The organism is Metaclostridioides mangenotii (genome assembly GCF_017873185.1).
GTDB classification, from domain to species: domain Bacteria; phylum Bacillota; class Clostridia; order Peptostreptococcales; family Peptostreptococcaceae; genus Metaclostridioides; species Metaclostridioides mangenotii.
This window is the reverse complement of sequence record NZ_JAGGJX010000001.1, coordinates 958599-973329: the sequence shown is the minus strand read 5'-3', so window position 1 is coordinate 973329 and position 14731 is coordinate 958599. Positions and strand designations below refer to the sequence as shown.

Below are 14731 nucleotides of genomic sequence, written 5' to 3'. Positions count from 1 at the left end.
AAGATAAGTGTTCAAAAAGTTTTTTAAATCGAAGAAACAAGAAGCTAATCAAGATGAAGTTAAAGATATAGAACAAGTTTCACAAGAAGCAGATGAATCTCAGGAAGTTAATAAATCTGAAGAAATTAGTGAATCACAACAGTCTCAGGAAGCTATTGAAGAAGTTACATTAAAAGAAGGCTACATTAAAGAAACGGACATTAAAGATACAGATATTAATGATACAAATAATGATGTTAAAGAAAAAGATAATAAAGAAGTGAAAGAAGTTGAAGTATCAGAAGAAGTTGAAGAATTTGAAAAAACTGATGAAAGTGTAGATTTTGTAAAGGGAGCAGAAGTCGCAGAATCAGAAGAAGTAGACAGTGAAGTTCTTCAAGAAGAATTAGATTCAATTCAAGAAGAAGTTCAAGAAGAAGTTCAAGGAGAGGATTCTGCAGAAGAAAACCTTAATATGTTTGAAAGGCTTAAACAGGGCCTTACGAAAGCAAAACAGGGAATAACTTATAAAATAGATACTATACTTAAGTCTTACACAAAAGTAGATGAAGAGTTGCTTGAAGATCTAGAGGAAATTCTTATAACATCTGATGTAGGAGTAAATACTACAATGGGTATAATTGATTCTCTTAGAAGTAGAATCAAAGAAAAAGGTATCACAGATCCAATGGATGTTAGGATAGAGCTGAAAAGTATAGTAGAAGAGATTCTATCAGAAGAAAATACTAAATTAGATATAAATCCATCTCCGTGTATAATACTTATGGTAGGAGTTAATGGAGTTGGAAAAACAACTACAATAGGAAAACTTGCAACTAGATATAAAAAAGAAGGAAAAAAAGTTTTACTTGCTGCAGCGGATACGTTTAGAGCAGCAGCTACTGAGCAGTTGGATATATGGGCTAAGAGAGCAAATGTCGATATAATTAAGCATAATGAAGGAGCAGATCCCGGAGCTGTAGTATTTGATGCAGTTAAGGCTGCAAGAGCTAGAGGCGTAGATGTTCTTATATGTGATACTGCAGGGAGACTTCATAACAAAACAAATCTTATGAATGAGCTTGGTAAAATATTTAAGATAGTAGATAGAGAATTCCCAGAGGCTAAGAGAGAAGTACTTCTAGTAGTAGATGCTACAACAGGACAAAATGCTGTTTCACAGGCAAAGACATTTAAAGAAGTGGCAGATATAACTGGTATAGTTCTTACCAAATTAGACGGTACTGCAAAAGGTGGAGTAGTGATTGCAGTTAAGTCTGAAGTGGATGTACCTGTTAGACTTATAGGTGTAGGAGAAAAAGCGGAAGATCTTCAAGACTTTGATGCTAAACTGTTCTCAGAAGCTCTATTTGGAAATTAATATACAATAGGATAATGCTATAGTTAAGGTATATTTTGATTTCAATAGTATGTTGAGATAATTAATAGCTAATAGAGTGAAATTAATTGTTGACAATGTAAAATTTATAAGTTAAAATACAATGTGTAAAGTAAAAGAACTTTACAGTATGATGTTTGGAAGTGTTTGATATGAATATCGAAAAAATGGTTGAAGTAGGTTTATTATTTGAACAGTATAGAGAGTTGCTAACGAAGAAACAGAGTGAAATAGTTAGTTTATACTACGAAGAAGACTACTCACTTGGAGAGATAAGTGAGAATTTAGGTGTTTCAAGACAGAGTGTGTACGATACGCTTAAAAGATCAGAAAAGATACTTAGAGACTATGAAGATAAACTTCAATTAGTTTCTAAACTTCAAGAACACGAACAAAGCATAAAATTGATACATGAAGAACTTGTCAATTTAAAAGAAAGTTTAAAAAGCAAACAAGACTGTGATGATTTAATCCCTAAGTTGGAAAGTATAGAAGATATATGTAGGGGGATGATAAAATGATATTTGAAGGTTTATCTGATAAACTGCAAGGAGCATTTAGTAAGCTAAAATCAAAAGGAAAACTTACTGAAAGCGATATAAAGGATGCAATGAGAGAAGTTAAACTGGCATTACTTGAAGCCGATGTTAACTTTAAAGTTGTTAAAGACTTTGTTAGAAAAGTGCAAGAGAGATGTGTTGGTCAAGAAGTTATGCAGAGCTTAACTCCAGGTCAACATATAATAAAAATAGTTAATGAAGAGCTTACTGAGCTTATGGGCGATGTTCAAAGCAAAATAAGTATATCTTCAAAACCGCCTACAGTAATAATGATGGTTGGTTTGCAAGGTGCTGGTAAGACGACTACATCTGGTAAATTAGGGGGATACTTTAAGAAACAAGGTAAAAAACCTCTATTAGTTGCCTGTGACGTATACAGACCAGCGGCTATAAAACAATTACAGGTAGTAGGTGAAAAACTGGATATCCCAGTGTTCAGCATGGGAGATAAAGAAAAGCCTCTTGACATAGCAAAGGCAGGATTTAACCATGCTACTAAAAATGGTAATGACATAGTTATAATAGATACAGCAGGACGTCTTCATATAGATGAAGTTCTTATGGAGGAGTTACAGTCGATAAAGACTGAGGTCAAACCACATGAAATACTTCTTGTAGTTGACTCAATGACTGGACAAGATGCTGTAAATGTCGCTGAAAGCTTCAACGAGACACTTGGAATCGATGGAGTAGTACTTACTAAACTTGATGGTGACACTAGAGGTGGAGCAGCTCTTTCAATAAAAGCTGTAACACAAAAGCCGATCAAATTTATAGGTATGGGCGAGAAGCTTGAAGATTTAGAACCTTTCCATCCAGATAGAATGGCTTCAAGAATTCTTGGAATGGGCGATGTACTTAGCCTTATAGAAAAGGCACAGGAGTCAATAGATCTTGAAAAAGCAAAAGAATTAGAGCAAAAAATAAAGAAACAAGATTTGGATTTTGAAGACTTCCTAGAGCAAATGGAACAAATTCAAAATATGGGTCCATTAGATAAAATATTGGGTATGGTGCCAGGTATGGGAAATGTTAAAGACCAACTTGGAGACGTAGATGTCAACGGCAAAGAAATGAAGAGAACTAAAGCTATAGTTCAAGCGATGACAGTTTATGAGAGAAGAAACCCAGCAGTGCTAAACGCATCGAGAAAGAAGCGTATAGCAAGAGGTAGTGGAACTAGTGTTCAAGATGTAAACAGGCTTATAAAGCAATTCAATGAAATGAAAAAGATGATGAAGATGTTTACAGGAGCACAAAAAGGCATGAAAAAAAGAGGCGGCCTGGGAGGTTTACCTTTTTTCAAATAAATAATAAAAAATAACAATTTTTGGAGGTGCTGTAAATGGCAGTTAAAATAAGATTAAAAAGAATGGGTGCAAACAAAAAACCTTTCTACAGAATAGTAGTAGCAGATTCTAGATCACCAAGAGATGGAAAATTCATAGAGGAAATAGGATACTACAATCCAGTTTCTGAACCAAAACAAGTGAAAATAAACGATGAAAAAGCTGTAGCGTGGTTAAAGAATGGTGCTCAACCAACAGAAGCAGTTAAAAACTTACTTGCTAAAAATGGAGTAATGGAGAAATTCGAAGCTTCTAAATAATAAAATATTTTTATTAGGAGATGTATGATATGAGGGAGTTAGTTGAAGATATAGCTAAAGCTCTAGTTGACAAGCCCGATGAAGTTGTCGTTAATGTAACTGAAGACAAAGGTGTTACTATCTTGAAGCTTACAGTCGCAGATGACGATATGGGTAAAGTTATCGGAAAGCAAGGTAGAATAGCAAAAGCTATAAGAACTGTTGTGAGATCGGTAGCAAACAAAGAAAAAATCAAGGTTACTCTTGAGATAATATAGAGACGGGGGTTAGGTATTCACCTAATCCTTTTTGTTTATAGTATATAATAGTATAATATTTATATAACTATACATATTAATTAAAGAAGGTGAAAATATGGATGAGAAATTGGCTCACTTTAAGATTGGACAGATAGTAAATACTCAAGGACTAAAGGGAGAAGTAAAGATATATCCACTTACCGACGATATAAATAGATTTGACGACTTAGATAAATTTTATTTAGATAAAGATCTACAAAAAGAATGGGAAGTAGAGAAAGTAAGATATAAAGGAAAAATGGTCATAATGAAGATAAAGGCCATAGATTCGATTGAAGATGCAGAGAGACTTAGAAATAAATTCATCTGTGTAGGAAGAGAAAGCACTAGAGAGCTAGACGAAGATGAATTTTTTATAGCAGATATGATAGGAATAGATGCTTTTACTGTTGATGGAGATCGTTTAGGAGTACTTAGAGAAGTTCTTCAGTACTCAGCGAACGATGTTTACGTTATAGAAGGCGATGGTAAGGAGTATTTGATACCTGCCATATTAAAGTTTGTTCCAGAAATAAATATGGCAGAAAGAAAAATGATCATAGACCCAATAAAGGGAATGATAGACTAGGTGATAATATGAGATTTCATATAATGACGCTCTTTCCAGATATATTTACTTCTTATATGAATGAAAGCATAATGAAGAGGGCCGTTGAAAAAGAAATTATAGAAGTACATGTGTACAATATAAGAGATTATTCCGAAAATAAGCACAAGAAGGTAGATGACTATCCGTTTGGAGGTGGAGCCGGTATGGTTATGACTCCACAGCCTATATACGATACTTACAGACATATAATAGATGAATTTGATATAACAGATCCAAAAGTTATATATCTAACTCCTAAGGGAAGAGTATTTAAACAACCTATAGCAGAAGAACTATCAACAGATGAGGATGTAATACTGTTATGTGGTCACTACGAGGGTGTAGATCAAAGGATAATCGATTTAATAGTTACAGATGAGATATCGATTGGCGATTATGTACTGACTGGAGGAGAGTTGCCAGCGCTTATAATGATCGATGCAATATCTAGACTTATTCCTGGAGTTTTAAACCAAAATGAATCTTTTGAGGAAGAATCTTTTAAAGATGATCTACTTGAATATCCACATTATACAAGACCGAGGGAGTTTAAAGGTTTAAAAGTTCCAGATGTGTTGCTTTCAGGAAATCATAAAAATATAGATAAGTGGAGAAATAGCGAGTCTATAAAGATAACCAAAGAGAGAAGAGAAGACTTGTACAAGAAGTCTTTAAAACGATAGAATCTATAAATATAAATTTTATATAAATTGTTTTTAAATGCAAATATTTCTAATAAAGACTATTATTATCGCAAAAAGCTTGTAAAGAGGTACTTTATATAGTATAATATAAAATGTTGAAAATACGGGCGTTCCTCTGTTTACAATGGTCAAGTAGTTAAGAACGTCTATGATATCAGGAGGAAGAAAGATGAACGAATTATTAAAATCATTAGAGCAAGAACAGTTAAAAAGTGATATCCCTAACTTTGGACCTGGGGACACTGTAAAAGTACACGTAAGAATCATAGAAGGTAAAAGAGAAAGAGTTCAGGTATTCGAAGGTGTAGTTTTAAAGAGACAAGGTGGAGGAGCAAGAGAGACTTTCACAGTTAGAAAAATATCTTTCGGTATAGGTGTAGAAAGAACTTTCCCAGTTCACTCTCCAAAACTAGAGAAGATAGAAGTAACTAGAAAAGGTAAAGTTAGAAGAGCTAAACTACATTACTTAAGAGGTAGAGTAGGTAAAGCTGCTAAGATAAAAGAAGCAAGAAGATAATTTTAGAGGCTTTACTTTAAATAGGGGGGACTGAGTTTTCAGTCCCTTTTCTGTTTTAATTGATAGAGTAATGTTTAATTAATAAAATATATAGCATAGATATTATTTATATAAATAGGAGTATTTAACGCTTCTAAACTTACGAGGAGGTAGTAAGATGTCTAAAGATTTCGATGAGTATTTATTGGACGACAACCTGCATATAAACTGGTATCCTGGACATATGAAAAAGACTAAGGAATTGGTTCAAAACAACTTAAAACTTGTTGATGTAGTTGTAGAGCTTTTGGATTCGAGAATACCGTTTAGTAGTAAAAATCCAGAAATTGATGAATTAGTAGGGAATAAACCAAGAGTAGTTGTTTTAAACAAGATAGATATGGCAGATAGAGAGAAGACAGATAGATGGATTAAGTACTATGATAAATTAGGTATAAAGGCTATTCCAGTAGACGCTATGAAGGGGATTGGAGTAAATAAAATAATAGACGAGTGCAAAAAGGCGAATAAGGAAAAAATGGATCACCTTATAGAAAAAGGAAGAAAAGAACGTGCTGTTAGGCTTATGATAGTAGGGGTTCCTAATGTTGGAAAATCGTCGTTAATAAATAAGTTAACTGGAAGAAGGAGCACTCAGACAGGAGACAAGCCTGGAGTTACAAAAGGGAAGCAATGGGTGAGGTTAAAAGGAAACTTAGAACTTCTAGATACACCAGGTATCTTGTGGCCAAAATTTGAAGATCAAGAAGTGGCTCTTAATCTTGCTTTTAGTAGAGCTATAAAAGATGAAGTGTTAGATGTGGAAACTTTAGCACTTAGACTAATTGAAAAACTTATGTTAATAGAGCCTGAAAAGCTTAAAGAAAGATATAAATTAGATTCATTAGGTGAAACACCTATAGAGACTATGGATATGATAGGTATAAAAAGAGGATTTAGAGCTGGAAAAAATGAGCTGGATTACACGAGAATAGCGACTACAGTTTTAAATGAATTTAGAGAGGGAAAAATAGGGAAAATAACTCTTGAAGATGTAACCGATATTAAAAATGTGTAAAAAGTATATAAAAAATTAAAAAAATATATAGCAATTTAAAACGAGCAGTATAGTGTAGAAGTTAAGGTGATTTTGTCTTAACTTCTATTTTTTTTAATTAATTATATTATTAAAAATAAAAAAACTATAAAAAAAATTTAAAAAGATAATTTTCATACTTAAAATGCTATTGGGAATTTTTTAACAATTCAAAACCTTCTTGACACTTGAATTTCAAAACTATATAATAATCTTGAAATGTTAAGAAAACGTTAACTAATTAAAACTAAATTTATTCAATTAACAAAATTAACTATTTCTTAATGAACGCATTTATAATTATAAAACTTACTTAAGGCAACTTAAGTACAAAAAAATTAGGAGGTTTACAATGGAAACGACCAGTGTAAGGGGAAAAGACGTAATAGTTTTCGGATTTGCTTTATTTGCAATGTTCTTTGGAGCAGGTAACTTAATATTTCCACCGTATCTAGGAATTATAACAGGACCAGAATGGTTGACAGGATTTATAGGATTTACACTAGCAGACGCAGGGCTAGCTTTATTGGCTGTAATGGCTACAACAAGATTTAACGGTGATGTTAACAAAATGTTCGAAAGATGTGGTAGAAAACTAGGTATAGTTATAGCGTGTGCAGATATCCTATGTATAGGGCCTTTTTTGGCTATTCCGAGAACTGGAGCAACAACGTTTGAAATGGGTATAACTCCACTATTTGGAAACTCTATACCAGTATTAGCGTTTTGTATAGTATTCTTTATTCTAACTTATATACTTACGATAAAGCCATCAAAAGTTGTTGATATAGTTGGTCAGTACTTAACACCAGCATTATTTATAGCACTTACAGTAATCATAATTAAAGGTATAGTTGATCCAATAGGGCCAATTGTAGATAAGCCGATGATAGATGGTGTATTTGCAGAAGGTATAGGTCAAGGTTACCAGACTATGGATGCGTTTGCAGCCATAGCTCTAGCATCTGTACTTATAGTATCTTTAAACGAAAAAGGATATAAAGGGTCAAAAGTTAAATTGAAAGCAATACTTGTATCAGGCATAGTTGCATGCGTTGGTCTAGCTCTAGTCTATGGAGGTCTTTGTTTCTTAGGTGCGACAGTATCAACTATGAATGATGTAAATGCAGTTCAAACTCAAGTTATAGTTAATATAACTTTCCAACTGCTTGGAAGTGTAGGTAAATCAATACTTGCAATTGCAGTTGCACTAGCTTGTTTAACCACATCAATAGGTTTGACTTCAGCGACAGGGCAATACTTTGCAAAGCTTACAAATGGAAAAGTTACTTACGAAAAAGTAGTTTTAGCTGTTTGTATATTCAGTGCAGTAGTTGCATCTATGGGTGTTGGAAATATTATAAAATTGGCTTCTCCAGTACTTAGTGTAGTTTACCCACCTTCAATAGTACTTATAATATTAGCATTCTTTACTGAAAAAATTAAAAATGATAATGTATTTAAATTCTCAGTTTACATGTCTCTTGTAGTAAGTATAGCGACTGTATTGACTACTTATGGAGTGAGTATACCGATATTAAAAGTTTTACCATTTGAATCTCTTGGATTTAACTGGGTTGTACCGGTTATTATAGCTGGTATAATAGGAAACTTTGTACCGTCTAAGAGCCAACAAAGAGAATATGTAATAGAAGAAGCATAAAATTTATAGATGTTTAATAGTTTAAAAATTAGTGATTAAGTCTTAATAAATAAAAGATGATTTCTCAAATCAGAAATCATCTTTTTAATTTATAAACTAATAAAAAACCTAAATATAATAGGCTACCTTTAATTACTCGGTAATATAAGGTAGCCTTAATTGGTATTAAATTAATAAATTAATTAACAGCCATTTTTGGCAATACGTTATTAGCACTATCATTAGTAGTCAATACGTCTTTAACACAGCCTAAACTTATGCTAACGATATTATCAACTGCTGTTGTAGTGAAATAACCGATATGGTGAGTAAATAATACATTTTCCATACTAAGCAATTTCTTTATTTGTGGATCAGTAAGATCGTGGTGAGGGATTATTTGGTTTAAGAAAGCTCCCTCAGTCTCAAATGTATCTAGGGCCGCACCACATATGATACCGTTTTCCAGGGCGTCGATTAAATCATCAGTATTGATAATTCCACCACGTCCTGCATTTACTATAAATGAGCCCTTTTTCATAAGTTTTAGATTGTCTTTATTTATCATGTGTTTTGTATCTTCAGTAAGTGGTGTATGAAGAGAAATTACATCTGCTTCTTTAAGAACCTCTTCTAAAGTATTTTTATAAGTTAAAATATCTTTTAAAGAATCGTTTTCGTAAGCATCATAAGCTATTACATTAGCTCCTAAGCCTTTAAATAATTTAGCAGCAGTAGAACCTATTTTACCAGTACCAACTACACCCACAGTTATTGATCTTATCTCTCTAGCTATTAGGTTAGCTGACCATCTAAAGTCACCAGCAGATACATTTCTATTTATTAGATGCATATTTCTAAGAAGATTCATTGTTTGAGTTACAGCTAACTCTGCAACAGAGTTTGGAGAATAAGCTGGAACATTTGTAATTATAAGACCGTTTTTTATAGCCTGATCTAAATCGATCATATCAACACCAGCTGTTCTTGAAGCAATTTGTTTTATTCCAAATTCTTTTAACTTCTCGTAAACTTCTACTTCGCTGATCGGATTAGTTTGTTGGATTGCAATTCCATCATACCCTTTAGCTTTATCTACAGTTGCAGCAGATAAACCTTCAGCAATTGTATCAACTTGAATATTACTTCCATTTTCCTCAACCCACTTTGATATTGCTGGTAATTCATGTTCACGTGTACTAAACATCAATATTTTCATATTAAAGCCCCCTTATTGTTTTGATAGACAAGCGATCATACAATTAAAAATATAAACGTAATATATTATAAATAGAAACTATATAGATATATGATTTATGCTTTATCTATTTATTAATATTTCTATAATGATTCTAAATGTAGTTTCAAAACCTAGAATCACTATTTGTAAAAATGCACACTGCTAAAAAATAGCACATTGGTAAATAAAAAATTAACCAAAAATGTGATTTGATGATTACATGATAGCATGCGGTTGTTAAAATTACAACAAGATAAATGTTAAATTTTTCAACAAAATATTTGTATTTATTTAAAATAAAAATCCATATGTTGGTAAAAACTTGCACAATGCAAGACTGAAGTGGTCTTTTGCAATGAATTTAGTTTTTATAGCGATATATATAAATTCTATAAAACCCATGAGAATGTGTAAAAATTAACGATATCTATGAAAAATACCAAGTTGGCACGTTAAATGCTTAACAGTATTGTGAGTAAAATAAAATTTAAGCTCAAAATATAAAAATTTTATTTTTTAAAAGTTCTTAATTACAAAATTCAGTATTATATAAATTTAAACTATGCAGGAGGTTGGGTTATGGAAAACAATGGATTATTAAAAGGGGTAAGAGTTGTAGAGCTTTCGAGTTTCGTTGCAGCTCCTTGCTGCGCTAAGCTACTAGGAGACTGGGGAGCAGAGGTAATAAAAATTGAGCCACTTGGCGGTGATGGGATAAGAGTTATGGGTGGAACTTTTAAATCACCGTATACAGATGAAGAAAATCCAATGTTCGAACTAGAAAATGGAAATAAAAAAGGTATAAGCGTAAACGTTAAAACAAAAGAAGGGGTTGAAGTACTTCACAAACTTCTAGAGAAATCAGATATATTTGTTACTAATGTAAGAGAGCAAGCTCTTGCAAAAATGGGTCTTACTTACGATCAACTTAAAGATGCTTTCCCAGGACTTATTCATGCACACATATTAGGGTATGGAGAAGAAGGTCCATTAAAAGATAAACCAGGATTTGACTATACAGCATACTTCGCTAGAGGTGGAGTTAGCCAGTCATTAATGGAAAAAGGAACTTCACCATGTAATACAGCAGCTGGATTTGGTGATCATTATGCAGGTATATCTCTTGCAGCAGGAATCATGGCAGCTCTTTATAAGAAACAAAAAACTGGTGAAGGAGACAAAGTAACAGTAAGCTTATTCCACACTGCACTTTATGGAATGGGAATGATGGTTACTACATCTCAATACGGAAATGAAATGCCAATATCAAGAGCAGAGCCAAACAGTCCACTTATGACAACTTACAGATGTAAAGACGATAAATGGATACAACTTGCTCTTATCCAATACAATAAATGGCTTCCTAAATTCTGTGATGTTATAAACAGAAAAGATATTATGGAAGATGATAGATTTAACGATATAAGTGTAATGCCACTACATGTAAATGAAATGGTTGAAATAGTAGAAAAAGCAATGCTTGAAAAAACTCTTGATGAATGGTCAGTACTTTTAGAAGAAGCAGACCTTCCTTTTGAAAAAGTTCAAAGTTGTGAAGATCTACTTACTGATGAACAAGCATGGGCAAACGATTTCTTATTTAAAACTACTTATGCAAATGGAAATGAAGGTGTACTTGTAAACGGACCAGTTAAGTTTAAAACTATGGGAATAAAAGAATACTCACCAGCTCCAAGAATAGGAGAGCATACAGAAGAAGTGCTTAGAGAGTTAGGATACAGCGATGATGAAATATCAGCTATGGTAAACTCACAAGCTATAAAAGTAGATGCTGTAAAAGAATTAGTCTAGATTTAAAAAGGAGACATGAAAAATGTACACAATGGGATTGGATATAGGGTCGACTGCATCTAAAGGACTAATTTTAAAAGATGGAAAAGAGATCGCGGCTTATTCAACAATTCCTTCAGGCACAGGGACTAGCGGGCCTGCTAGAGTTCTTGAAGAGTTGTTTTCAAAGTTAAATATAACTGAAGGTGATATCGAAAACACTGTAGTAACTGGTTATGGTCGTATGAAATACGCAGATGTTCACAAACAGATAAGTGAGTTAAGCTGTCATACAAAAGGCGTAAAGTTCTTAATACCTACAGTTAGAACAGTGATAGATATCGGAGGTCAAGATGCTAAAGCTCTTAAATTAGATGAAAATGGGGTAATGCTTAACTTCTTGATGAACGATAAATGTGCTGCAGGTACTGGAAGATTTTTAGATGTAATGGCTAAGATTGTCGAAGTAGATGTATCTGATCTTGGTAATATATCAATGAAATCTCAAAATGAAGTACCTATAAGCAATACTTGTACAGTATTTGCTGAATCAGAAGTTATATCACATTTATCAAACGATATAGCTATTGAAGATATAGTAGCTGGAATTCACACTTCAGTGGCTAAAAGGGTTGCCAGTTTGGTAAAGAGAATTGGCGTTAAAGAAGATGTAGTAATGGTTGGGGGAGTAGCTAAAAATCCAGGTGTAGTAAAGGCTATGGAAAAAGAATTAGGAACAAAGATAATAGTTCCAGAGATACCTCAACTTACAGGTGCCTTAGGGGCAGCTATATATGCTTATAATGAAACAAAAAAATAATAATAAAGAGGGATGAAAATGTCTGAAAAAAAAGATGCTAAAACAGTAATCAATGAGCTCTTAGCTGAGCAGTATGCAAATGCTTTTAAAGCAAAAGAAGAAGGTAGACCAGTTGGTTGGGCAACTTCAGTATTTCCTCAAGAATTAGCAGAAGTTTTCGACTTAAACTTATGCTATCCAGAAAACCAAGCAGCAGGAGTAGCAGCTAAAAAAGAATCTTTAGAGTTGTGTGAAAAAGCAGAAGCGGAAGGATATTCTATAGACTTATGTGCTTATGCTAGAACAAACTTTGGTTTCCTAGAAAAAGGAAAAAGTGATACTTTAGACATGCCTACACCAGATTTTCTACTTTGCTGTAACAACATATGTGACCAAGTTATCAAATGGTATGAAAATATCTCAAAAGAGTTAAAAATACCTATGATAATGGTAGATGTTCCTTTTAATAATGAAGATCATGTTACAGAAGAGAGAATTGAATACATTAAAGCTCAGTTTGAAGAAGCTATAAAAGAGCTTGAAAAAATATCAGGTAAAAAATTTGACCCTAAAAAATTCGAAGAAGTTATGAAGATATCTTCTGAGAATGGTAGACTTTGGAAGTACTCAATGAGTTTACCAGAAGGTTCTGATCCATCTCCAATGAATGGATTTGATCTATTTACTTACATGGCAGTTATAGTATGTGCAAGAGGTAAAAAAGAAACTACTGAAGCATTTAAGATATTGATAGAAGAATTAGAAAGCAATAAGGAGAACAAAGTATCTTCATTTAGAGGTGAAGAAAAGTACAGAATAATGATGGAAGGTATACCTTGTTGGCCTTCTATTGGATATAAAATGAAAACTCTAGCAAAATATGGAGTAAATATGACTGGTAGTGTTTATCCACACGCATGGGCACTTCAATATGAAGTTAACGACCTAGATGGAATGGCAAGAGCGTACAGCGGAATGTTTAATAATGTCAACCTAGATAAAATGACAGAGTTTAGAGTTAACTCTCTAAGAGATGGTAAATGTGATGGAGCTTTCTATCATATGAATAGAAGTTGTAAGCTTATGAGTTTAATCCAGTACGAAATGCAGAGAAAAACTGAAGAAATAACTGGTATACCATCAGCAGGTTTTGACGGTGACCAAGCAGATCCAAGAGCATTTACAAAAGCACAATTTGAAACTAGAATTCAAGGTCTAGTCGAAGTTATGGATGAGAGAAAAAATCTTAATAGAGGTGAAATATAATGGAAGCTATTTTATCTAGAATGCAAGAAGTAGTTGATAATCCAAATGAGGTAATCAAAAAATTTAAAAAAGAAACTGGAAATAAAGCTATCGGATGTTTCCCAGTATACTGTCCAGAAGAAATAATACATGCAGCTGGCATGCTACCTGTAGGTATATGGGGAGGACATACCGAATTAGATTTAGCAAAACAGTACTTTCCAGCATTTGCGTGTTCAATAATGCAATCGGCATTAGAATTTGGACTTAAAGGGGCCTACAACGAACTTTCAGGAGTCATAATTCCTGGAATGTGTGATACATTAATATGTTTAGGCCAAAACTGGAAATCGGCAGTACCACAAGTACCTTATATAGCGCTAGTATATCCACAAAATAGAAAATTAGAATCAGGTGTAAAGTACCTTGTAAATGAATACAAAAATATTAAAACTAAACTTGAAGAAATATGTGGACATGAGATAACAGAAGAAAAATTGCAAGAAAGTATTGAAGTGTACAACGAGCACAGAAAAGTTATGCAAGAATTCGTTGAGTTATCTCCTAAATATGCTAATACTATAAAACCTTCAGTTAGAAATTTAATTATAAAAAGTGGATTCTTTATGAAAAAAGAGGAACATACTGATTTAGTTAAAAATTTAATTGCCGAATTAAATAAAAAGCCAGTTGAAGAGTGCACTGGAAGTAAAGTAGTACTTACTGGGATATCTCTAGATTCGAAAGATATATTAGATATATTAGAAGAAAACAATATGACTGTTGTAGGAGACGACTTAGCTCAAGAAACTAGACAATTCAGAACTCTAGTTCCAGATGGAAAAGAGGCTCTAGAAAGACTGGCTAGACAATGGTCAAACATTGAAGGATGTTCATTAGCTTACGATCCAGATAAAAAACGTGGATCTATGATAGTAGATGAAGTTAAAAATAAAGATGCTGACGGTGTTGTATTCTGCATGATGAAATTCTGTGATCCAGAGGAATACGATTACCCTGTAGTTAAGAGTGATATAGAAGCTAGTAATATTCCAACTCTATATATAGAAATAGATCAGCAAACTTCAAATAATGAGCAAGTTAGAACAAGAGTTCAGGCCTTCACTGAGATGCTTAGCTTAGCATAAACCTATATTTGTAACAATCGAAATCTCTATACTTAATAAACTAAGACATAAATTATATGCAAATTTGAAGATAGCTATTATTTATAGAGATTTCGTTTTAATAATACCTCATATCAAAAATAAGAGAATATAAAA

15 protein-coding genes are annotated in these 14731 nt (G+C 32.9%); 14 read left to right on the top strand and 1 reads right to left on the bottom strand.

The genetic code is table 11. The features are described 5' to 3' along the window. The first annotated feature begins 7 nt into the window (after window positions 1-7). From ftsY to brnQ, 10 genes are all read left to right on the top strand, one after another. Complete coding sequence (gene ftsY / locus J2Z43_RS04635) at window positions 8-1360, top strand: signal recognition particle-docking protein FtsY (protein WP_209456053.1); 1353 nt, start codon at window positions 8-10, stop codon at window positions 1358-1360. 170 nt (window positions 1361-1530) lie between these two features. Next, window positions 1531-1899: a YlxM family DNA-binding protein gene (gene ylxM, locus J2Z43_RS04630; protein ID WP_209456052.1), complete on the top strand. Its 369-nt coding sequence runs from the start codon at window positions 1531-1533 to the stop codon at window positions 1897-1899. Then, window positions 1896-3248, top strand: a complete 1353-nt coding sequence (gene ffh / locus J2Z43_RS04625) for a signal recognition particle protein (RefSeq protein ID WP_209456051.1) — start codon at window positions 1896-1898, stop codon at window positions 3246-3248. The genes ylxM and ffh overlap by 4 nt, the downstream gene beginning before the upstream one ends. Window positions 3249-3283: 35 nt before the next feature. Beyond that, on the top strand, window positions 3284-3547 hold the full coding sequence (gene rpsP, locus J2Z43_RS04620) for a 30S ribosomal protein S16 (RefSeq protein ID WP_024620788.1): 264 nt from the start codon (window positions 3284-3286) through the stop codon (window positions 3545-3547). 29 nt (window positions 3548-3576) lie between these two features. After that, a complete protein-coding gene (locus J2Z43_RS04615; RefSeq protein WP_027701637.1) occupies window positions 3577-3804 on the top strand; it encodes a KH domain-containing protein in 228 nt (75 codons plus the stop codon). Window positions 3805-3901: 97 nt separating this feature from the next. Continuing rightward, on the top strand, window positions 3902-4414 hold the full coding sequence (rimM, locus tag J2Z43_RS04610; protein ID WP_209456050.1) for a ribosome maturation factor RimM: 513 nt from the start codon (window positions 3902-3904) through the stop codon (window positions 4412-4414). Between the two features lie 8 nt (window positions 4415-4422). Continuing rightward, a complete protein-coding gene (gene trmD, locus J2Z43_RS04605) occupies window positions 4423-5118 on the top strand; it encodes a tRNA (guanosine(37)-N1)-methyltransferase TrmD (RefSeq protein WP_209456049.1) in 696 nt (231 codons plus the stop codon). A gap of 190 nt (window positions 5119-5308) precedes the next feature. Beyond that, window positions 5309-5656, top strand: a complete 348-nt coding sequence (gene rplS, locus J2Z43_RS04600; protein WP_209456048.1) for a 50S ribosomal protein L19 — start codon at window positions 5309-5311, stop codon at window positions 5654-5656. Window positions 5657-5813: 157 nt separating this feature from the next. Then, on the top strand, window positions 5814-6713 hold the full coding sequence (ylqF, locus tag J2Z43_RS04595; RefSeq protein ID WP_209456047.1) for a ribosome biogenesis GTPase YlqF: 900 nt from the start codon (window positions 5814-5816) through the stop codon (window positions 6711-6713). A gap of 370 nt (window positions 6714-7083) precedes the next feature. Then, the gene (gene brnQ, locus J2Z43_RS04590; protein ID WP_209456046.1) at window positions 7084-8394 is read left to right on the top strand and encodes a branched-chain amino acid transport system II carrier protein; all 1311 of its coding nucleotides are present in this window, start codon (window positions 7084-7086) and stop codon (window positions 8392-8394) included. Between the two features lie 178 nt (window positions 8395-8572). Here the strand turns inward: brnQ and J2Z43_RS04585 are convergent, their stop codons facing one another. Further along, window positions 8573-9592 (bottom strand): D-2-hydroxyacid dehydrogenase, encoded by a 1020-nt coding sequence (locus J2Z43_RS04585; protein ID WP_209456045.1) that lies wholly within the window; start codon window positions 9590-9592, stop codon window positions 8573-8575. A 600-nt stretch (window positions 9593-10192) separates the two neighbouring features. Between J2Z43_RS04585 and J2Z43_RS04580 the strand changes: the two genes are divergently transcribed. Genes J2Z43_RS04580 through hadC form a run of 4 tightly spaced genes read left to right on the top strand, consistent with a single transcriptional unit; the run spans window position 10193 to window position 14596 of the window. Next, window positions 10193-11425 carry a CaiB/BaiF CoA transferase family protein gene (locus tag J2Z43_RS04580; protein ID WP_209456044.1) on the top strand — a complete coding sequence of 411 codons (1233 nt, stop codon included), beginning with the start codon at window positions 10193-10195 and terminating at the stop codon, window positions 11423-11425. Window positions 11426-11447: 22 nt separating this feature from the next. Beyond that, on the top strand, window positions 11448-12224 hold the full coding sequence (locus J2Z43_RS04575) for an acyl-CoA dehydratase activase (protein WP_209456043.1): 777 nt from the start codon (window positions 11448-11450) through the stop codon (window positions 12222-12224). Window positions 12225-12242: 18 nt separating this feature from the next. Then, entirely contained in the window at window positions 12243-13469 is a 1227-nt protein-coding gene (gene hadB / locus J2Z43_RS04570) for a (R)-2-hydroxyisocaproyl-CoA dehydratase subunit alpha (protein ID WP_027701646.1), read from the top strand. Continuing rightward, the gene (gene hadC, locus J2Z43_RS04565; RefSeq protein ID WP_209456042.1) at window positions 13469-14596 is read left to right on the top strand and encodes a (R)-2-hydroxyisocaproyl-CoA dehydratase subunit beta; all 1128 of its coding nucleotides are present in this window, start codon (window positions 13469-13471) and stop codon (window positions 14594-14596) included. Before hadB ends, hadC begins: the two co-directional genes overlap by 1 nt. Window positions 14597-14731: the final 135 nt, after the last annotated feature.

Bases quoted from the DNA above. Each gene is read 5' to 3' on its own strand.
- hadB (WP_027701646.1), top strand. From the start codon at position 12,243: ATGTCTGAAAAAAAAGATGCTAAAACAGTAATCAATGAGCTCTTAGCT.
- hadC (WP_209456042.1), top strand. From the start codon at position 13,469: ATGGAAGCTATTTTATCTAGAATGCAAGAAGTAGTTGATAATCCAAAT.
- trmD (WP_209456049.1), top strand. From the start codon at position 4,423: ATGAGATTTCATATAATGACGCTCTTTCCAGATATATTTACTTCTTAT.
- ylxM (WP_209456052.1), top strand. From the start codon at position 1,531: ATGAATATCGAAAAAATGGTTGAAGTAGGTTTATTATTTGAACAGTAT.
- J2Z43_RS04585 (WP_209456045.1), bottom strand. From the start codon at position 9,592: ATGAAAATATTGATGTTTAGTACACGTGAACATGAATTACCAGCAATA.
- J2Z43_RS04575 (WP_209456043.1), top strand. From the start codon at position 11,448: ATGTACACAATGGGATTGGATATAGGGTCGACTGCATCTAAAGGACTA.
- J2Z43_RS04615 (WP_027701637.1), top strand. From the start codon at position 3,577: ATGAGGGAGTTAGTTGAAGATATAGCTAAAGCTCTAGTTGACAAGCCC.
- rpsP (WP_024620788.1), top strand. From the start codon at position 3,284: ATGGCAGTTAAAATAAGATTAAAAAGAATGGGTGCAAACAAAAAACCT.
- ffh (WP_209456051.1), top strand. From the start codon at position 1,896: ATGATATTTGAAGGTTTATCTGATAAACTGCAAGGAGCATTTAGTAAG.
- J2Z43_RS04580 (WP_209456044.1), top strand. From the start codon at position 10,193: ATGGAAAACAATGGATTATTAAAAGGGGTAAGAGTTGTAGAGCTTTCG.
- rimM (WP_209456050.1), top strand. From the start codon at position 3,902: ATGGATGAGAAATTGGCTCACTTTAAGATTGGACAGATAGTAAATACT.
- rplS (WP_209456048.1), top strand. From the start codon at position 5,309: ATGAACGAATTATTAAAATCATTAGAGCAAGAACAGTTAAAAAGTGAT.
- brnQ (WP_209456046.1), top strand. From the start codon at position 7,084: ATGGAAACGACCAGTGTAAGGGGAAAAGACGTAATAGTTTTCGGATTT.
- ylqF (WP_209456047.1), top strand. From the start codon at position 5,814: ATGTCTAAAGATTTCGATGAGTATTTATTGGACGACAACCTGCATATA.